Below are 20,245 nucleotides of genomic sequence, written 5' to 3' on the forward strand. Positions count from 1 at the left end.
ATCCTCTTTTTAAGTCCAATAATTTTTAATCGATAAACAAAAAGCCGGAACACTAAATCTGTTCCGACTATTGGCGAATTGTTATGAGCTGTAAACTATTTAACAGCATCTTTCAGCGCTTTACCCGGTTTAAATGCCGGAACCTTGCTTGCAGGGATTTCAATTTCTGCACCAGTTTGTGGGTTACGGCCCTTACGAGCTGCACGATCACGAACTTCGAAATTACCAAATCCGATTAATTGAACTTTTTCGCCTTCTTTAAGTAGATCCTGGATCGTTTCCAGAACTGCATCAACAGCTGAAGTTGCATCTTTCTTTGTCAAACCAGTTTTAGTTGCAACTGTATCGATCAATTGTGCTTTGTTTGCCATGGTTTCACCTCCTCAGCTGAAGAATCCACAAATTAAGTTGTGGCTATGTGTCATTTCAAGTGAAATGACGAAACAATGACTAACAAATCATCATCTCTCTTAATAAGGTAGCATATAAACCCTAATATATCAAGGTTTATGACTCTCTTTTTAACACTTCAATTCTAAAAAAAATCTCATAAAGTTTTAAAATTTATTTTCAAAAATTATTTTGTTCAAAAGCACTTTCTATTGCCTTACTTTCGTTGTCGCTTGATCAAATGCACTGGTGTTCCTGTAAAGTCAAATGCCTCTCGCAGCTGATTTTGTAAATAACGTTCGTAAGAAAAATGCATCAAATCAGGATCGTTGACAAAAATTACAAAAGTCGGTGGTTTAACAGCCACTTGTGTCCCATAGTAAATTCTCAAACGTTTGCCATTCTCTGTTGGGGTTGGATTACGACCAACTGCGTCTAGCAAAACATCATTTAATACTGAAGATTTGATCCGCTGCTGCTGGTTGATTGAGACCTGTTTAATTAATTCCGGTAATTGACTTAAGCGTTGCTTAGTTTTAGCTGAAACAAACACGATTGGTGCATAGTCTAAGTACTGAAACTCTTGACGGATCAGTTTTTCAAACTCATTTAAAGTGTAGTTATCCTTTTTAATCAAATCCCATTTATTGACTAAAATAATGATACCTCGACCAGCTTCATGGGCATAACCAGCCACTTTCTTATCTTGCTCGCGAATACCCGTTTCAGCATCTAAAACAACTAAAACAACATCGGAACGATCAATTGCTCGCAATGCCCTTAACACTGAATATTTTTCCGTGCTTTCATAAACCTTACCCTTTTTTCTAATTCCTGCAGTATCGATCACGGTAAAACGTTCCTTATTCTCAGTTTCAAATGGTGTATCAATCGCATCACGAGTTGTTCCTTCAATTTTTGAAACAATAACTCGATTTTGTCCCAAAATGGCATTTACCAACGATGATTTACCGACATTTGGACGGCCAATCAAACTGAACTTAATACTTTGATCTAATTCCTGATGATTTTCTTTAGGAAATGCCTGACAAACCTTTTCCAACAAATCTCCAATTCCAATTCCATGAACTCCAGAAATCGGAATTGGGTCTCCAAAACCTAATGAGTAAAAATCATAAATGTCTGCACGCAATTCTGGATTATCAACTTTGTTTACAGCAACAATCACCGGTTTATCAGTTTGATAAAGAATTTGAGCAACTTTTTCATCAGCCTCAGTTACTCCCTCGCGAACACTTACAATCAAAACAATTACATCTGCTTCGTCAATCGCAATTTCCGCCTGTTCTTTGATTTGAGTCAAAAAAGGCTCATCTCCGATATCAATTCCGCCAGTGTCAATTAAGTTAAATTTCTGACCCAGCCATTCACTATGAGTATAGATGCGATCGCGGGTAACACCGGGAGTATCTTCAACAATTGAAATTCTTTCACCCGCTATTCGGTTAAAAATCGTCGACTTACCCACATTAGGCCGGCCAACAATTGCAACTACTGGATTACTCACTTACCGTTTCTCCTTTCATCAATGCTCAAAAAAACTGGCCCAAAAGAACAAATCTTTTGCACCAGTCAAAAATTTCTTCATCATCAAGAATTATTCTTGATCATCCTTATTTTTAAGTTCATTACCAACCAGATCACCTAAAGTGAACCCGGTACTTTCTTCAGGTTCATTGGCAACTGAAGACTCTGCTTTTTTAACTGCCGGTTTTTTAGTCTCACCAGCTACTGGTTTTTCTTCTAAAGCTTTAATTGATAAACCAAGCCGATGCTGCTCAGGATGAACACTCAAAACTTTGACCTTAATTTTTTCTCCAGAAGTTAAAACCTCATTTGGAGTTGCAATATGCTTATGTGAAATCTGTGAAATGTGTACCAAACCTTCAACACCAGGAAGAACTTCGACAAAAGCACCAAAACTGGTCAAACGTTTAACCGTTCCTTCAATAACATCACCCTCAGCAATCTTTTCACTGACCTGATCCCAAGGTTGTGGCAATGTTTGTTTAATAGACAATGAAACTCGTTCTTTATCAGGATCAACAGATAAAACTTTAACTTTAACTTCTTGCCCAACTTTTAAAACATCGCTTGGCTTGTCGACTCTCTCAAAAGCAATTTCTGAAACATGGACCAATCCATCAACTCCGCCTAAATCAACAAAAGCACCAAAGTTAGTTAGACGTGCTACCTTGCCTTCAACAACATCGCCAGCTGCTAATTTAGCTAACGTTTCAACCTTTTTAGCTTCACGCGCAGCCTTAACAATCTCTTTATGCGATAAAATTAAGCGATTCTCGCTTGGCTCAATTTCTATAATTTTCAACTCAAGTGTTTGGCCCTTAAACTGATTAAGATCCTCGACATAATGATCTTCAATCATTGAAGCCGGAATAAATCCACGAACACCTGCATCAACTACCAAGCCACCTTTAACAACTTGGGTAACAGGTGCTGAGATTGTTTCGCCAGCTTCATACTTTTTCTCAATTTCATCCCATACTTTGCGGGCTTCCAAACGACGTTGCGAAAGCAAATAGCTACCGCCCTCTTTATCTGAACCGATCTTTGAGATAACTACCAAATCAAAAACATCCCCAACTTTGATCTGGTTAGTAACATCCTCACCTGGTTTAACGCTTAATTCCTTAAACGGTACAACGCCTTCAACACCAGTTCCTTCGATTCCAACAATTACTTGTTTATCATCATCAAAAGCTAGAACCTCGCCTTTAACGACGTTTCCAATTTTTACTTCACTAACACTGTTTAGTGCTTCTAATAAATCTTTTTTCGAATCTGCTTCACTCATGGACCATGTCCTCCTTAACGACTAACTCTAAATACCATTTTAGCTGAAAATTGATTTAAAATCCAGTTAAAATACATTTTTCAAGCGCTTTTTACTTTTTTTTGATAATTTCCATGATTTTATCGACCACTTGATTGATCGATAAACTAGTTGTATCGACTAAAATTGCATCTTCTGCCTGCGTTAAAGGGGAAATTGCCCGTGATTCATCTTTCTTATCCCGCAAGGCAATTTCACTTTCTAGTTGCTGAAGATCCACCTTAAATCCCTTAGCCAGATCTTCACGATAGCGACGTAAAGCTCGTTCTTTAACACTCGCAACTAAGAATATTTTAACTTGCGCATTTGGCAAAACTGTGGTCCCAATATCTCGACCATCCATCACGATTCCACCATTGACTGCCAATCTCTGCTGTTTAGCAGTCAGTGCTTCGCGAACACTTATCTGGGCAGCAACAGTTGAAACATGTTTGCTAACGGTTGGTGTTCTAATTGCCTGGGTCACGTCTTCTTGATTAACCAAAACCTGTTGACCAGCTTTTTGCGGCACAAAACTAATTTCCAAATGACTTAATAATTGGGCCAACGCAGCATCATCGTCAAGAACAACTTTCTCTTTTAAGGCTGCCCAGGTTACTGCCCGGTACATTGCCCCAGTATCACAATAAATATAATTTAACTGACTAGCAATTTGCTTTGCAACGGTGCTCTTTCCAGCTGATGCCGGGCCATCAATTGCAATCTGTAACCTTGTTCTCATAAGACTAAAAATCTCCCTTAAATTAAACTCAATTATTTTACCCTAACTTTTTGACCAGGCGATAAAACAGATGAACTGGAAAGTCCTGGATTTAATTGCAAAAGTTCAGCTATCGTCAAGCCGTTGTTAGTTGCCACTCGATAAATTCCTTGACCAGACCCAACCGTTGCATAGACTGCACCTGAACTACTTGCTTCAACTGCCGAACTAGTTGAAGCTGATACTGCTGAACTCGAATCAGCTAAAGAAGTCCTGCTTTCTTCTGTTTTAGTTGAACTCGTTTCAGCACTAGACGTCTTAGTTGAACTTTCATTTGCAGCAACCGTCTGTGTACTACTTGAACTTGATCTTTTGTTGCTAGTTTGACCTTTGCTAGTCTTAGTTTTTTTATTTTTTTTAGCAGATGACTCAACTACGCCGACATTATTGTTATTATTGCTTGAAGTCTTATTAGCACTGTTTTGCGAAACGAAATAAAGTGCAACTGTCCCAATGATAACAACAATAAAGACAATTAATAATGACGTTGTTAAAACTGAATTATTTTTGATTTTTTTTCGGCTGGCAGTCCGTGAATAATTGCCATTTTCATCACGTTCATCATCAAAGCTGCGGTCCCAAGGCTTTGATTGCTGATCGTCATCCTTGTGATTCATCGTAAAGTCCCTCCTCGTGTTGTTTACCCTTTATTCTACCATAATTATTATTCCACCACTATATTAGTTTCCTGACCAATTCGCAAACAACTTCTTCAGCTGAGCTTTAAATGGAGTTAATTGTAGCACCCTTTTTTGAAAAATTGATTCTTTCTTTAACCCCAGTCGCTGCAATGGCAGATCATCTTCTGGCAGTTGGCAGCAATGTTGATCATGTTCCAGTTGACTAACATCCTCATCGAAGTAACTGCAAATAAATTTTCGCCGACATCCTTGACAAGCCAAATAAGCTTTCAAGACTGCTAACTTAGTATTCTTAGCTTGTCTTAAAGTTGCAAAAAATTTGATTAACTGAGCTGGCTGACTGCCCAGTCGCTGATAATAGGCCAATAACTGAAAGTTTTCTTCTTGAGTAGCTAAAACCCTTTGCAGTTTGGAATCCACAGAAAAAAAAGCTTTAATTTGTGATGTCGTTGGTAAAGTAGTTAAGCTTAATTGTCGCTGTAACCGAAAATCCTCGGGAGTATATAAGAGAATCGCAATGCTTTGTTGACCATCTCTACCCGCCCGGCCAATTTCCTGCAAATAAGCTGCTAAATCAGTTGGCAAATGGTAATGGATCACAAAACGAACATTTTTTTGATTAATTCCCATTCCAAAAGCACTCGTTGCACAAACAATCTCTAATTGCTGCTGCATAAACTGCTGCTGAACCGCAAATTTTTCTGCCTGCGTTAAATCAGCGTGATAGGCCGCCGCTGTTAAAGCCGTCTTTTCATTGATCAAATTCGCAATTTCTTCAGTTGCTTTACGACTATTGAAATAAATTAGGCCTGGTGTTTTAAGCTGATTGAGCAAGGAGAATAAAATTTGATTTTTCTGATCAATTGTTTTTGCTTCAAGAACTGAAAGATAAATATTAGGTCGATTAACAGAATAGCAAATAATTTTTGGCTTCGTTTCAATGAATAAACGGTGACCGATATCTTGTTTTACTTCACTAGTTGCGGTTGCTGTCAGAGCCAGCGTTAACGGATAGCTCAATTGTTGACGTAATTTACCTAGCTGTAAATAATCGGGTCGAAAGTCAGGTCCCCATTGCGAAATGCAATGCGCTTCATCAACAACGAATAAGCCCCAATCAACTTGCTTTAAAATTTGAACAGTTTGAATTTGCATGGCCATTTCTGGTGAAACAAAAACAAACCGATAATTAGCTAAATGCTCTAGTGCAAACTCTCTGTCCGATCGCTCCAGCTGTGAGTTCAAAGCGATCACTCGCTTTTCACCTAAAAATTTAAGTTCTTTGACCTGATCTTGCATTAATGAAATTAGGGGAGAAATAATTAAAACTGGACGATGCACTAACCAGCCATACATTTGATAGCATAAAGACTTGCCAGTCCCCGTTGGAAGGATCGCCAGCGTCATTTGTTTCGCTAGTAGCGCTTTCAAGGTCTCTCGTTGACCAGGCTTAAACTTTGAATATCCAAATAAATCTCTTAAAGCGGCACTTAACTTTTGATCATTCATCTATTGACTTACCTTGCTGTCTGATTTTTGTTTGTTGAATCTGGTACAGCCGAAAAGAAAAGAAATCAATTTCTCTTGGCTCAATAATTTGATAATCCCAAGTACTCGGAGCTCCTGATAATGATTCTTTCATAAATGTCAGCTGTTGCGGCACTAACAACTGCTGATAAGGGAAATTCTGACAAAAAATTGCTGCCATTAATAAATGTTCGCGAATCGTATTTATCTTTAAATGCCGTTCAACGGCAATTTTTTTGCTTGATTCTCCATTTAAAAAACGCTGATAAGTTTGCGCACAACTAGTTGGCAAAGGACTTTTTTGAAACAAACTAACTAATGCCTGCCATGGCTCACTTTGTTTACTCAAAAAAACAGCAAAGCGTAAGGCAAGATCTTCATGTAAAATTTTTAGATCTGTCACTGTCCATTTAGTTTGCTTAGCAATTTGTGTATAAGTTTGCCCAGCTACTTGATGGCCAGCAAAAAAATTGAGAAACACATCAGCCTGCTGAGCCGGTAGATTCTCTAAAAAAACATTTAATAGTTGTGGCAAATCAGTTTGTAATCTTTGATGATCAAAATGTCGCCACCACTTTTTGAACCAGCATTGAATCTGTGGCGAAGTTGCGATGACATAATAGTGCTGATTGTGATAGGACATTTCCGAAAAAGTCTGCACAACCAAAGGCAACATCTGTAACCAAGCTCGACAATTTAAGCGTTGCACTAATTGTGGTGCCTTGCGCCAATAATGTTCTGCTAAAAAGGTGGCTAAACATTGTTGACCAGCTTGCGTAAGACACAACTGCTGATCATCAATTTGCTGCAACCAGTTGTGTTGTTTTAAAATGGCTATCTGTTGATTAAAAACCACATTTTCAATTCGTGGATCAACTCCCAGCCAATCCAGCATTTGATAGCTCAAGCCCCAAAAAAGATTCGAGACCGTTTTTTTATTTGTCAAAACTTGGCGAATAACATTTGGACGCCGCGGTTGATCAATTGAAAAAAAATAAAGCAACCGGTTTGCAAGCATTATTAAAATCTCCCTGGCTTGAATTAATCTTCTAAAATAAGTATACGCTGAAATGGCTGAAACCTGCAAAAAGTAAAGCAACTATTTAAAATTATTTTTGATAATCAAACTCCTTAGCAACTTTCCCAAACTAGTGGCAAACAAAAAAGCCCAAGAAATCGACATCTTGAGCTTAATCATTGATCATTAACGGGTAATCAATGAATGATCATTTAACCAGTACCTTAACTTACTAAAAACTAACCAAAAGGCTATGCTTAACGAGACTCCCTTGATCAAATTAAAAGGAATGACCCCAAATAAGATCAGTTGGTTCAGCGGTAAAGACAACTTCATTCCCAACACGCTCATATAAAGCGGGGTGATTATCAGCCAATTGCCCAACGACAAAAAGAAAGTCAAACTTAACGTAGCTACAACAATCGACAGTAAAACTTTTTTACCCTTTAAGAAGTGTTCTGACTGAACAATTTGATACATTGGCAAACAAAAAGCCAGGGTTGCTAAAAAACTCGTCGAAACGCCAATCAAATTGCTAATTGACGGACCAGAAATCAAGAAGTAAAGCACCGAGCGAATCAAAGCTATTTCAATTCCCCCGAACGGTCCCAATAAAAACATTCCTAACAAAACTGGCAGATCAGAAAAATCAACCTTCATGTACGGAACAATTGGAATCACTGCAAAAGATAAAAACATTAACAAATAAGAAATCGCCGCCAAACAAGCAGCTAAAACATACTTTCGTGCTACAGAAACAACCATCTCAATGACCTCCGAATCGAGTTCATCTTCACGGTGCTTACTTAAAAATAAAAACTCTGCTGATCAAGGGATTGATCAACAGAGTTTATTTAATCTACCGTTAAATAAGCCCTATCTTCTTTATCCAGACTATACTGTCGGCACTGGAATCACACCAGTTCAACTACATAAAGATGTAGGTCGCGGCCTATTACCGCCGGTCGGGAGTTTCACCCTGCCCCTGAAGATAAACTACTTTTTAAATTTTTTACTCACTAAGTGTATCACAAAAAATCACACTCAGCAACCTTACTTAACTAATTTTTTTAATTGCTCAACTTCATGGTGACTTAACTGCCGATATTGACCGGGCCTTAAACCAGTTAGGTCTAAAAAGCTGTAATTTTGCCGCTTCAATTTAATAACTGGATGGCCAATTGCTGCAAACATCTTTTTGACTTGATGATTACGACCTTCATGGATCGTCAATAACCAGAGAGAAGTTTGTTTGGCCAAATTAACTGAAAACTTCTTTACTTTTGCAGATGAGGTCTTTCTGCCATCAATAATCACCCCACCACTTAATTTTTTAAGTTCTTCATTTGAAGGAATCCCCTTAATCTTTGCCAGATATGTTTTCTCAATTTTAAATTTTGGATGCATTAAATGATTAGCCAAGTCGCCATCGTTCGTCAGTAACAAAATTCCCGAGGTATCATAGTCTAAACGACCAATTGGATAAATTCGTTCCCTTACTTCAGGAAAATAGTCAGTCACAACTTTACGGCCTTTATTATCGCTGACCGCCGAAATTACCCCACGCGGTTTATAGAATAAATAATAATCTTTCTTTTGCTGCTCAATCACCCGACCATCAACTTGAATTAAATCTGCAGGTGTTACTTTGGTTCCTAACTCAGTTACAATCTTCCCATTAATTTTGACCTTTCCAGCCTTAATTAATTTTTCAGCTGCCCGGCGGGAAGCGATTCCTGCCTGAGCGATGACTTTTTGTAAACGTTCTTTAGTCAAAGTTTTCTTCCTTTTCTTTATTTTCTAATTTATTGTTAAATAACTCTAACAAATCATCGGCTTCCAAAGGCAGATCAAGTTGTTCCGCCTGCGGAAACGGTGGTAATTCATCTAAAGACTTTAAGCCAAAATGATTCAAAAAACTTTCAGTTGTCACATAAACATTTGGTCGACCAGGAACATTTAATCTGCCTTGTTTCTGAATAAGTTCTAACAGTTGCAAGCGTTTCAGAGACCCACTTGAACTTGTTCCCCGAATCTCCTCAATTTGCACCCGCGTAACTGGCTGGCGATAAGCAACTATCGCTAGCGTTTCCATTGCTGCTCGTGAAAGTGAAGCCGTATTAGGAGCAGCAAAATAAGCCCGCAACAAGGGAGCAAAAGATTTTTTAGTCACTAATCGAGCCTTTTCATGATTAAGCAAAACAAACAGACCTGCATCAGGATCCGCAGCGTATTTTTGTTGCAGAAGTTCCAGTTGTGAATAAATTGCTGGCCTCATAATACCTGTCAACTCGGCCAGCTCGCTAATCTCAATACCCTGATCACCACTAACAAATAAGAGTACCTCAATTTTTGCTAAATTAGATTCCATAATCAGCTCTCCTTAATTTGATCGGTCCTAGATCAAATTGTTGAATAACTTCAATTTTATGGCGTTTAATCAGTTCCAACAAAGCTAAAAAAGAAGTTACCAACTGTTCGATAACTATCTTTTGAGGATCAAATAATTTTCGAAAATCGACCCAACCCGATCGATTTGTAAGTAATTCTTCAATTCGACTGATTTCCTGATCGATCGTAAAATTTTCTGTTTTGACTTGTCGCGTTCGCTGCAGTTCTTTTTGTTGCTGGCGGCGAAGCAAAACTTGACCATAATATCGTTCTAATTTCGACAAACTTATCTGTTTCGGCAAAACTTGATCGACGGTCATTGGCGGTTCAGTTGCAGGCCGATTATAATATGCTTGCCGTTTTTGAGCCAACTTTTGCAATTGATCTGCAGCTAATTGAAAACATTGATGAGCAATCAGTTGATCAACTAATTCCTGACGTGGATCAACAACATCAGCTGCCGAATCTTGCAGATCTTCGTGTTTTGGTAGGAGCATCTGACTTTTAATACTCAATAAAGTAGCCGCCATCACAAAATATTCGCCAGCAATTTTAAGCGACGCAGTTTGCATTTGATTTAAATAAGCTAAATACTGCGAGGTAATTTCGGAAATCTTAATGTCATAAATGTCCATTTTATTTTGCTTAATTAAATGCAGCAACAAATCCAATGGCCCCTCAAAACTTGTTAGTTTCAAAGTAGGCTGTAATGATTCTTCTTTAAATTTCTGCATGACGTTGTTCCCATTTAGTTATCAGACTCGCTGTTTCCATACTTCCCATAACTTTTCGTTCAGGATAAAGTTGAACTAAAGCATCCAGCATTTGAAAACTGATTCCTTCCTGACGATTGGCTGGAGAAACCGAAATATGCCTGACCATTAGGATTTCTTCACTAACCTCGACTCCTAAAACACCGACAAAATCACCATGATCATTTTTCCATAAAAAAAGAACGCGGTTTTCATCTTCACAATACCAATTAAACTCAGCTTTCAAGTGTGAAATTTCTTTTAGATCTGGAATAAAAGACAACAGACCCATTGCAATTTTCTCATAGTCATTTTTATATTTATAAAGCATTTTAGACCTCCTATGGTCAACTTTCAGCTAAATCGTAAGTTCGCAAATACTTTACCATAATTTAAGAAATGAAACAAATTTTCTAAGCACGAGGATGAAATTGCTGGTAGATCCGCTGAAGCCTCTTTTTTGAAAGATGAGTATAAATCTGAGTTGTCGAGATATCTGCATGTCCCAAGAGTTCTTGAACAACCCGCAAATCTGCACCATTTTCTAAAATATGTGTTGCAAAAGAATGCCGCAAAGTATGCGGAGTAACATCTTTATCAATTCCTGCTTGCAAAACAGTTTGCTTTAAATTTTTCCAAATACCTTGTCTAGTCAGCTGTTTTCCATGAAAGTTTAAAAAAACATAACTCGATATTTGGCGTTTCAAAAGTTGTGGACGAACCACAGCTAGATATTTTGTCAACCATTTGACTGCCTGGGAGCCAATTGGAATAATCCGTTCCTTTTGCCCTTTTCCCAATGTTTGAATCAAACCCAGGTCTAAATGCAAATCGGATAATTTCAAATTGACTAATTCACTAACTCGTAAACCCGTTGCATACATGACTTCTAAAATTGCCCGATCACGCATACCTAATGGTTTATTAGTATCAGGAACCTGTAAAAGCCGTTCAATTTCTGCTAACGACAAAACTGCTGGGAGATGATACTGGCTTTTGGGAGTATCGATCAACAGCATTGGATCATGTTCAAGCAAGTTTTCTTGAACTAGATACTGAAAAAATTTACGTAAACTAGTTATCATTCGTGTGATTGAACTTGGACTTTTCGCAACTTCCATTTCAGTTTGCAAAAAAGCTAAAATCTGATTGCGAGTCACTTGCTTAAAAGTTGTAACTGATCCTTTTTGTAAATAATTTTCAAATTGTTTTAAATCGTTGCCATAGCTGACGATCGTGTTATCAGCTAAATCACGTTCAACTTTTAAATAACGCAAATAATCATTTAAAATATCACTAATTGTTGCTCACCTAATTTCAAAAAGCTCAAAGATTATCTTTTGTTTGCTGCTCTTTAGCTAAACAATCCTGACAAATCCCCATCAAAGTTAAACGATGATCCAACACTTTAAAACCAAAGCGCTCCCATACTTGTTTTTCAACATCAATTAACAGATCTTCATGAATTTCTTGAACTTTGCCGCATTTTTGACAGAGAAGATGATGGTGAAAATGACCATTATCACTTGTTCGTAAATCGTAACGTGTCATACCATCTTCAAAAGTAACACGGTTAACAATCTTCAATTCAGCTAGAACTTCTAATGTCCGATAAACTGTCGCTAACCCGATTTCCGGTTCATCTTCTTTAACCAAAGCAAACAGTTCTTCTGCGGATAGGTGGCGCGTATGATTTTTCAAAAGCGTCTTAACAGTTGCTTTGCGCTGTGGTGTCAACTTCAAGCCGGCTTGGTGAAGACTTGTTTCGATTCGTCCAAGTTCATCAGTCAATAAAGACAAAGTTATCACTTCTTTCCTGCACTTATTTTAATCAGGCTTTTAAAAACAGTTTACCATCTTTTTCAGTCACTAAACCATTTTTCATTAAGTGACCAATTGCTCGTTTGAAGCGTCCTTTACTAATTCCAAAATGTTCATTGATCTCTTGTGGCGAACTTTGATCACTAAACGGCAAAACTCCATTTTGATGCTGCAAGACACTTAAAAGCATAGCAGCATCATCACCGATTGCTTCATAAGCTCGTGGTTTCAACGATAAGTTTAAAATTCCATCAGGTCGAACTCCAATAACTCGAGCTTTAAGGATCTCACCTAAACGTGGTTCCTGATCGCGTTGAGTTGGGTGAATAAATCCTAAATAAAAATCTCTAGTGATTACCAAGGTCCCAGCTAATTTTAAACGATAAACGGTTGCTTCGACGTCTTGATTCATCATTGCTGGCAAAGCTTTAACGGAAATTTGCTGAAAAATTTCTGTTGTCGCTAATGTTCCCCACAAACGTCCTTTTTGATCAACTTTTAAAGCAATCATCAACTGGTCACCTGTTTTAGGCCACAATTGATGTAATTCCGGCAATTCATCCAAAGAAACCGCAATATCTTTATTCTCTAGACCAATATCGACAAAAACACCCAGATCACGTTTGACGGAAACTACCTTACCAAAAGCATAACGTCCCACACCAACTTGGGGAATCTGAGTCGTCATCTGCAACTGATGCTTTTCATTTTCATAAACCAAGCCACGAATCTCGGCTCCTTTTTTTAAAGCAACTGTCAATTCTTGTTTGGCAACTCGTAAAGTTTGGGCTTGTGCCTGGACAAAATACGAATCCTGATTTTGATCGATCATTTTAGCGATCACTATTTGTCCAATTAAATTACTAACCATTATGGTGTTTCCTCCGATTTTTAATTCAAGTTAAGTTGTAAAACTGAAAAAATGCAATAAGCGATCCCAGAAGCAATTACCGGTCCAGCAGCAACGCCTTGTAAAGCCACAACTCCGATGATCGTACCCAACAATAAAGCAACTGTTATTTGTGGCGAAGTAGCTAATAATGAAATTCCATGTTTTGATAAAACTGCTACTAAAATACCGCAACCGATTGCGATCCAGCCAGCCGGACTTTGAAAAACCTGTAGCAGATCACTAAAAGAGATCCGGCCAACAGCAATCGGAATTAAAATCGCAATTGAAATAATCGTTACTCCCCAGTTGATCCCCTGTTTTTCAATCAAGATCATTAATTTACCTGTTAGTGGCAAAAACTTCAAAGCCATTACGACTAAAATTGCAAAAATCAACGAAGTATTTTTTGCCAGTAATGCAATTATTAAGATCAATCCTAAAAAAAGCCAACTCTCCATTTTGTCACCTCATCATTCATTTTAACTGATATTACTCAGAAAAGCTATCTGACCTTAGTAAACAAAAAAGCCGGATCATTACTGATCCAGCTTTAATTAATTTATTTCGTTAAATCAAAACTTAAAGTGCGTTTGAAGCCCCACGGTAAACAATTCCACGACGTGAATCAACTGTGATAACTTCACCGTTCTTAATTGTCTGCGTAGCATCTTTAGCACCCACAACAACTGGGATTCCCATTGAGATCCCGACAACTGCTGCATGGGAAGTTAAGCCACCATTTTCAACAACTAAGGCGCTAGCTTTTTCAATTGCCGGCAAATAATCTTTGTCAGTTGTCTTGGTTACTAAAACGGCACCTTCAACAGCTTTTTCATTTGCTTCAGCAGCAGAAGTTGCAACAACTGCTTTACCAATAACTGTTTCATCACCAACACCTTGGCCCGAAACCAGCTTGGTACCAATTAATTGAATCTTCATCAAGTTAGTTGTTCCTTTTTCACCAACGGGAACACCAGCAGTAATCAAGATCAAATCGCCTTCTTTAGCAAAGCCTTCTTCTTTAGCTTTTTCCGTTGCCAAAGTAAACATTTCATCAGTTGATGCTGGAGCATCAGCAACAACTGGATAAACACCCCAGTTAACTGTCAAACCGCGACGTGTCCGATCATCAAAAGTAACTGCCAAAATATCAGCATCTGGACGATATTTTGAAATCATCCGAGCAGTATGACCAGACTTGGTTGCAGCAACAATCGTTTTAATTCCCAAATTATCAGCAGCTTCAGCGACTGCTCGACCAATCGCTTCAGTAACATCTGTCTTATCAAAATCGTTGATTGAGAAGCGACGATGTTCACGCAAAGCATTTTCAGCTTTAACATCGATGCGAGCCATTGTAGCAACTGATTCGACTGGATAATCACCATTAGCACTTTCACCTGAAAGCATTGTTGCATCAGTACCATCAAATACTGCATTAGCAACATCAGAGGCTTCAGCACGTGTTGGACGTGGATGCTCTTGCATCGAATCAAGCATTTGTGTAGCAGTGATAACTGGTTTACCTATAGCATTGCATTTCTTGATCAATGATTTTTGAACCAACGGAACATTTTCAGCTGGAATTTCAACACCCATATCACCACGGGCAACCATCAAACCATCTGAAACTTTAATGATCTCATCAAAGTTGTCGATACCTTCTTGTGATTCGATTTTCGGAAAGATTTGAACATGTTCCATGTGTTTCTCTTCAAGTAATTCACGAATATCAAGAACATCTTGTGGCTTACGAACAAAGCTGGCAGCGATATAGTTAATTTCGTGATCCAAACCAAAGCGAATATCATCTGAATCTTTCTTGGTAATTCCTGGCAAATTGATAGCAACACCCGGTGCATTAACACCTTTACGTGAACCAAGAACACCTTCATTTTGAACTTTGCAGACAAGTTCATTATTTTCACGATCAATCTTTTCAACTTGCATATCAATCAAGCCATCATCAAATAAAACATGACCGCCTTCGTGAACATCATCAATCAAACCTGGATAGGTAACAGCAATCTTTTCATGAGTTCCCTCAATTGAAGCATCCATTGAGATCCGTACTTCATCACCAATATGGAATTTAATGTTACCATCTTTTTGAACCGTAGTCCGGATTTCGGCACCTTTCGTATCAAGCATGATACCAACAATCTTGCCGGTAATTTTTTCAGCTTGATGAACTAAATTCAAACGTGCCAAATGTTCCTCGTGATCCCCATGTGAAAAGTTGAAACGAAAAACATTTGCTCCGGCTTCAATTAATTTGACAATTGTATCCAAATCAGAACTGGCTGGTCCAAGTGTACTTACAATCTTGGTTTTCTTCATGAATAAAATCTCTCCTTATAAAGTTTTTTAAAGATGACTTTTATGTCAATTCTTTACAGAAATTAAAGCAAAACTAAAAGCGCAACCGTTTGTTAACATCTTGCAAAGAAACATCGGTGATATGCTTATGATTTTCCAATGTATCAATGATGTCAGTTGCGACTAATTGATTATTGCGAATGCCGATTGCTAAACCGCCCTTACCTTCCAAGAGTAATTTAATGGCGTAGTCACCAAAACGACTAGCTAAAACTCGATCTTTAGCAGTTGGTTGGCCACCACGTTGAATATGACCTAAAGTAATTGCCCGGCTATCAAATTCTCCGTATTGATCAAGCTGTTTTTTAAAGTCTGCCGCAGACATTACACCTTCTGCGATAACGATCAAAGCATGATCTTTACCATTTTTCCGATTTTCTTTGATTTTTTCAGCAATTGCCTGAATATCATAATCACGTTCTGGAATAACGATCGCGTCTGCACCGGCAGATACACCAGCCCATAAAGCAATGTCTCCAGCACCACGACCCATAACTTCAACAACAAAAACCCGTTGATGAGAAGTTGCAGTATCATTAATCCGATCAAGAGCTTCAACCGCTGTGTTTACCGCTGTATCAAACCCAATCGTAAAATCAGTGCCTGGGATATCATTATCAATTGTCCCTGGAATACCAACTGAATTGAAACCATGTTGAGTCAAACGTTCAGCGCCATGGTATGAGCCATCTCCGCCGATTACAACTAAAGCATCGATCCCAAATTTTTTGAGTTGTTCGATACCCTTTAGCTGAGTTTTTTCTTCAGCAAATTCTGGAAAACGAGCTGAATACAAAATTGTACCACCCCGAGCAATGATCCCGTCCATTTTGATTGAATTCAGTTGATGAATATCACCAGCTACCAAGCCTGCAAAACCATAATTAATTCCATAGGCCTCCAATCCAGCCGACATTGCTGAACGAGCAATTGCACGAATTGCTGCGTTCATGCCAGATGAATCACCGCCGCTTGTTAAAATTCCTATGCGTTTCATTTTTTCACCCCGTGTAAATTTAATGGAACAACACATTCTCCACCGATAATATTAACACTTTTGTAATTACTTGTCTTGTAAATTTGGAAATTAAATTCAGTTTATCACAATATATTTTCAATTATTTTCATTTTTTACGACAACATTTTCTGAACCGATCAGTTGACTGATTTTTTTAGTTAATTGCAAGCTATCATTCAGCCAATAACGTTCCGACAAAACAATTTTTTTGTGGGTAGCCACCTCATAAATGATCACTGGATTAGTGCCTGGATTTTTTTTCATTAATTGCCATAATAATTGCTTTTTTTCTGCTGAAACTCCAGCTGACAATCGAATAAAAAAAATTCTTTTCATTTTTGTTTTCAAAGTTGCTGCCAAACTTAATTTAACGGCAATGATCTGCCGTCGCTGTTGATGCTCATCAACTTTGCCAGTTATTAAATAAACCTGTTCTGGAATTAAACTCGCTAATTGACGAAAAAGATTTGGAAAAATTGTTACTTCTAATTGGCCAGATTGATCTTCGCCACTTAAAAATGCCATTTGTTCACCTTTTTTTGTACGAATCTCTTTGATTTTTTTGACATACAATAAAACTTTGACTACCTGATTTGACCGCAACTGACTGACTAACGAAACTCCCTCGATTTCTGCCAGCTGCCGATATTGCTCAACTGGATGGGCTGATAAAAAAGTCCCTAAATATTCAACTTCCTTAGTGATTTTTTCACTAACTGTGAAATCGGGAACTTTCTCAATTTTAGGAGCCAGGACTGTCAGAAGTTCGACATTATTACCGCTTAGAAGAATATTATCCAGAATTTTTGACAAATTATGGATCAAGGTCGCTCGATTAAAGCCAAAGCCATCACAAGCCCCGCTATAAATCAAAGGTTGCAGGCTTTCACTTTTTAAGTACTTGACTGGCATCCGCTGCAAGAAATCTTGAAAGCTTTGATATTTACCATTTTTTCGTTCTTTTAAGATCGTCCAAACAAAATCACGACGTAATTGGCGGATTGAACCTAAACCAAACAGAATTTTCTGGTTTACCAAGCTGAAGCCAAATTGACTTCGGTTAATATTGGGTGATAAAACTTGAAGTTTCAACTGCCGAGCTTCCAAAACATATGCTCGAGTTTTTTCATGATCACCACTGACAGAGTCTAACAAGGCCGCCAAGAAAGCCGCTGGATAATGGCACTTCAAATAAGCTAGCTCAAAAGCCATTTTTGTGTAAGCAACTGCATGTGATCGATTAAAACCATAGTTGGCAAAATGTTCAATATATTCATAAACTTGCGTTGCCAATTGCTTTGAATAACCCTTTTGTTTAGCTCCCTTGATAAACTTTTCTTTTAAGTCTGAGATTTGGGCAGCTTTTTTTTTGCTCATGGCCCGTCGCAGCAGATCAGCTTGTCCTAATGAAAAACCTCCCATCACTGAAGCAACTTGCATGACTTGTTCCTGATAAACCAAAATTCCATAGGTTTTCTGTAAAATTGGTCTTAACGAATCAGCTGGATAGGTAATTGGCTCTTGCTGATGTTTGCGGGCAATAAAATGACCGATATTCTCCATTGGGCCAGGTCGAAATAAGGCATTAACCGCTGTTAGGTCTTCAAAGGATTCCGGTTGCAGCTGACGTAAAACATTACGGATTCCAGCCGATTCAAACTGAAAGATTCCATTAGTCCGAGCTTGCTTAAAAAGCTGTAAGGTTTGCGGATCCGCTAATGAAATCTGCCGTAAGTCAAACTTTGGATCAAAATCTTTTTTAACAAAATTCAAAGTTTGGTCTAAAACACTAAGATTACGCAAACCTAAAAAATCAAATTTCAACAGTCCAATCTGCTCAACAAAATCCTTGGTATACTGTGTCAACTGCATCCCATCACTGCCAACTTGTAATGGCACTAAATCAGCTAACTGCTGATCGCTTAAAATTACTCCGGCCGCATGAATGGAAAAGTGACGTGGTAAGCCTTCTAACGCACAGGCAGTTTTGAAAATTAATTGATTTTTTTCACTAATTGCTACCTGGTCGCGCAATTTTGGTGATTTTTTCCACGCATCTTTCAATTTGATTTTCAATTCATGAGGAATCAAGCGACTCCAAGTATTCATTTCAAATTGACTGGCTCCTAAAACTCGCCCAACATCGCGTAAAGCTTGGCGTGCTCCTAAAGTCCCAAAAGTAATGATTTGGGCAACGTGTTCTTGACCATACCGTTTTTGCAAATAAGCAATCACTTCTTGACGACGGGTGTCAGGCAGATCCAAATCAATATCTGGCATCTGAGCTCGTTCTTCATTAAGAAAACGTTCAAATAATAAATCATATTTTAATGGATCGACATCGGTAATTGCCAAAGCAAAAGCCACCAAAGAACCCGCTGCCGAACCCCGGCCCGGTCCAATAACGATTTTAGCTCGATGTGCAAAATTCGTCACATCCCAAACAATCAAAAAATAATCATCGAACCCCATTCGTTTGATCACTTGCAATTCATGCTCTAAGCGCTGTGCATAAACTGCTTGACGTGGATTACTTACTTCGATTTTTCTTTTTGCCAATCCTTGCTGACAAAGCTGTTTTAAATAACTAGCTGCTGTTTGACCAGTCGGCGTTGGATAATGGGGTAAATGCGGGCGTGAAAATGATAACTGAAATGATACATTTTGGCAAAGTTGTTCCAATTTTTGCAACTGTGGCTGCATCCCAGCCGTTCGATAAGTTTGAGCAACCTCATCAGCCGGCCGTAACCACTCTTTGACAGCTGGCTTTTGCAATTGCTCAGCCGGCTGTAACTTTACTCCCTGATCAATAGCCCTTAAAACTTGAAGATAAGTTTGATCGGCTGGATTTAAATATTTGACCGGCTCCAAAGCAATCGTTTCCATTTCCAGCTGGTCGGCCAAAGCCAATAGTTCTACTTTGATGTTTTGATCCAGTTGCGGACTGATACCGATTAACAAATTTTTAGGCAAAACAAGCTGCCGCCACTGAGTTAAATACTTTTTGGCGCTGACTTGATCATTTTGTTTAAGGGCTGAATTTGCTGCAGAATTCAGCGGCATTATAACATAAAGATCCTCCAAAAAACTTGCTAGCTGATCTAGCGAAAACTCTGCTTCATTGTTAGCTATCAGACGATTTTTGAGTGTCGAAATTTTCATCAAATTTTGATAACCATGATTATTCTGAGCTAGCAAAATAATTTCATTGCTACTCGTTAATTGAAGTGTTAAGCCAATCAATGGTTTGATTTTTGCCTGTTGACAAAGCTGATAAAATTTAGCTGCTCCATATAAAACATTTCGATCTGTCAAAGCAACCGCTTGGTAACCCCGTTTTTTGGCAGTTGCCACTAAATCTTCCAGTCTCAAAGGGCTTTGAAGCAAGCTATAACAACTAATGGTTTGCAAAATTCCTTGCAAAATTTTCACCCCGTTTCTCCGTTATTATAACAAGTCAGCACTAAAAAACAAAAACATTTTGAACTGTTCTAACAAATTTTGATGCCAATCAGTAATTTTTATGCTAAACTACTGTTGTACTGTGAGGTGTTAAAAATGGCAAAACAACTCGTTACTTTGTTTTGGGGTTTCATCTATGGTGAAGTTATCGGCTACATTGGCTCAGCTTTGACTGGTGCAACCTTTTCACCTTTAGCTGATGGGTTGACTGCGATGGTCATTGGCTTTGTATTAGTAAATGTCTTAAATTCCTTTATCAAGGATCCCACAGCTGATAAACGCTAAAACATGAAAAAAGAGCTTGGAAAATTTCCAAGTT

At 38.3% G+C, this 20,245-nt stretch carries 20 protein-coding genes and 1 riboswitch; of the genes, 1 reads left to right on the plus strand and 19 read right to left on the minus strand.

Annotation, left to right across the window (positions count from 1 at the left end):
* Window positions 1–95: 95 nt before the first annotated feature.
* From KH893_RS04575 to dnaE, 19 genes are all read right to left on the minus strand, one after another.
* The gene (locus KH893_RS04575) at window positions 96–371 is read right to left on the minus strand and encodes an HU family DNA-binding protein (RefSeq protein WP_281164970.1); all 276 of its coding nucleotides are present in this window, start codon (window positions 369–371) and stop codon (window positions 96–98) included.
* A gap of 236 nt (window positions 372–607) precedes the next feature.
* Window positions 608–1,918, minus strand: a complete 1,311-nt coding sequence (gene der, locus KH893_RS04580) for a ribosome biogenesis GTPase Der (RefSeq protein WP_281164971.1) — start codon at window positions 1,916–1,918, stop codon at window positions 608–610.
* A 90-nt stretch (window positions 1,919–2,008) separates the two neighbouring features.
* Window positions 2,009–3,226 (minus strand): 30S ribosomal protein S1, encoded by a 1,218-nt coding sequence (rpsA, locus tag KH893_RS04585; RefSeq protein ID WP_281164972.1) that lies wholly within the window; start codon window positions 3,224–3,226, stop codon window positions 2,009–2,011.
* A 91-nt stretch (window positions 3,227–3,317) separates the two neighbouring features.
* Entirely contained in the window at window positions 3,318–3,986 is a 669-nt protein-coding gene (gene cmk / locus KH893_RS04590) for a (d)CMP kinase (RefSeq protein ID WP_281164973.1), read from the minus strand.
* Between the two features lie 32 nt (window positions 3,987–4,018).
* Window positions 4,019–4,642 (minus strand): LysM peptidoglycan-binding domain-containing protein, encoded by a 624-nt coding sequence (locus KH893_RS04595; protein WP_281164974.1) that lies wholly within the window; start codon window positions 4,640–4,642, stop codon window positions 4,019–4,021.
* Between the two features lie 63 nt (window positions 4,643–4,705).
* A complete protein-coding gene (locus KH893_RS04600; protein WP_281164975.1) occupies window positions 4,706–6,175 on the minus strand; it encodes a RecQ family ATP-dependent DNA helicase in 1,470 nt (489 codons plus the stop codon).
* Window positions 6,168–7,211: a helix-turn-helix domain-containing protein gene (locus tag KH893_RS04605; RefSeq protein WP_281164976.1), complete on the minus strand. Its 1,044-nt coding sequence runs from the start codon at window positions 7,209–7,211 to the stop codon at window positions 6,168–6,170. Before KH893_RS04605 ends, KH893_RS04600 begins: the two co-directional genes overlap by 8 nt.
* 186 nt (window positions 7,212–7,397) lie before the next feature.
* Window positions 7,398–7,976, minus strand: coding sequence for an ECF transporter S component (locus KH893_RS04610; RefSeq protein WP_281164977.1), 579 nt, complete (start codon window positions 7,974–7,976; stop codon window positions 7,398–7,400).
* Between the two features lie 109 nt (window positions 7,977–8,085).
* Window positions 8,086–8,208, minus strand: a riboswitch (FMN riboswitch).
* Between the two features lie 56 nt (window positions 8,209–8,264).
* The gene (locus KH893_RS04615; RefSeq protein ID WP_281164978.1) at window positions 8,265–8,987 is read right to left on the minus strand and encodes a pseudouridine synthase; all 723 of its coding nucleotides are present in this window, start codon (window positions 8,985–8,987) and stop codon (window positions 8,265–8,267) included.
* Window positions 8,980–9,582: an SMC-Scp complex subunit ScpB gene (scpB, locus tag KH893_RS04620; RefSeq protein ID WP_281164979.1), complete on the minus strand. Its 603-nt coding sequence runs from the start codon at window positions 9,580–9,582 to the stop codon at window positions 8,980–8,982. The genes KH893_RS04615 and scpB overlap by 8 nt, the downstream gene beginning before the upstream one ends.
* Complete coding sequence (locus KH893_RS04625; protein WP_281164980.1) at window positions 9,572–10,336, minus strand: segregation and condensation protein A; 765 nt, start codon at window positions 10,334–10,336, stop codon at window positions 9,572–9,574. The genes scpB and KH893_RS04625 overlap by 11 nt, the downstream gene beginning before the upstream one ends.
* On the minus strand, window positions 10,323–10,685 hold the full coding sequence (locus tag KH893_RS04630) for a GNAT family N-acetyltransferase (RefSeq protein WP_281164981.1): 363 nt from the start codon (window positions 10,683–10,685) through the stop codon (window positions 10,323–10,325). Before KH893_RS04630 ends, KH893_RS04625 begins: the two co-directional genes overlap by 14 nt.
* Before the next feature lie 82 nt (window positions 10,686–10,767).
* On the minus strand, window positions 10,768–11,655 hold the full coding sequence (gene xerD / locus KH893_RS04635) for a site-specific tyrosine recombinase XerD (protein WP_281165085.1): 888 nt from the start codon (window positions 11,653–11,655) through the stop codon (window positions 10,768–10,770).
* Window positions 11,656–11,680: 25 nt separating this feature from the next.
* Entirely contained in the window at window positions 11,681–12,154 is a 474-nt protein-coding gene (fur, locus tag KH893_RS04640) for a ferric iron uptake transcriptional regulator (protein ID WP_282564707.1), read from the minus strand.
* 31 nt (window positions 12,155–12,185) lie between these two features.
* Window positions 12,186–13,046 (minus strand): CvfB family protein, encoded by an 861-nt coding sequence (locus tag KH893_RS04645; protein WP_281164982.1) that lies wholly within the window; start codon window positions 13,044–13,046, stop codon window positions 12,186–12,188.
* A 20-nt stretch (window positions 13,047–13,066) separates the two neighbouring features.
* Window positions 13,067–13,525: a DUF441 domain-containing protein gene (locus tag KH893_RS04650; protein ID WP_281164983.1), complete on the minus strand. Its 459-nt coding sequence runs from the start codon at window positions 13,523–13,525 to the stop codon at window positions 13,067–13,069.
* A 121-nt stretch (window positions 13,526–13,646) separates the two neighbouring features.
* On the minus strand, window positions 13,647–15,407 hold the full coding sequence (pyk, locus tag KH893_RS04655) for a pyruvate kinase (RefSeq protein WP_281164984.1): 1,761 nt from the start codon (window positions 15,405–15,407) through the stop codon (window positions 13,647–13,649).
* A gap of 73 nt (window positions 15,408–15,480) precedes the next feature.
* A complete protein-coding gene (gene pfkA / locus KH893_RS04660) occupies window positions 15,481–16,443 on the minus strand; it encodes a 6-phosphofructokinase (protein WP_281164985.1) in 963 nt (320 codons plus the stop codon).
* A gap of 117 nt (window positions 16,444–16,560) precedes the next feature.
* Window positions 16,561–19,896, minus strand: a complete 3,336-nt coding sequence (dnaE, locus tag KH893_RS04665) for a DNA polymerase III subunit alpha (protein WP_427859843.1) — start codon at window positions 19,894–19,896, stop codon at window positions 16,561–16,563.
* Between the two features lie 126 nt (window positions 19,897–20,022).
* On the opposite strand from dnaE, the gene KH893_RS04670 reads away from it, so the two are divergent.
* Window positions 20,023–20,211, plus strand: coding sequence for a YjzD family protein (locus tag KH893_RS04670; protein ID WP_281164986.1), 189 nt, complete (start codon window positions 20,023–20,025; stop codon window positions 20,209–20,211).
* The last annotated feature ends 34 nt before the right edge of the window (window positions 20,212–20,245 follow it).

Source organism: Liquorilactobacillus sicerae, assembly GCF_029916425.1.
Classification (GTDB): Bacteria; Bacillota; Bacilli; order Lactobacillales; family Lactobacillaceae; genus Liquorilactobacillus; species Liquorilactobacillus sicerae.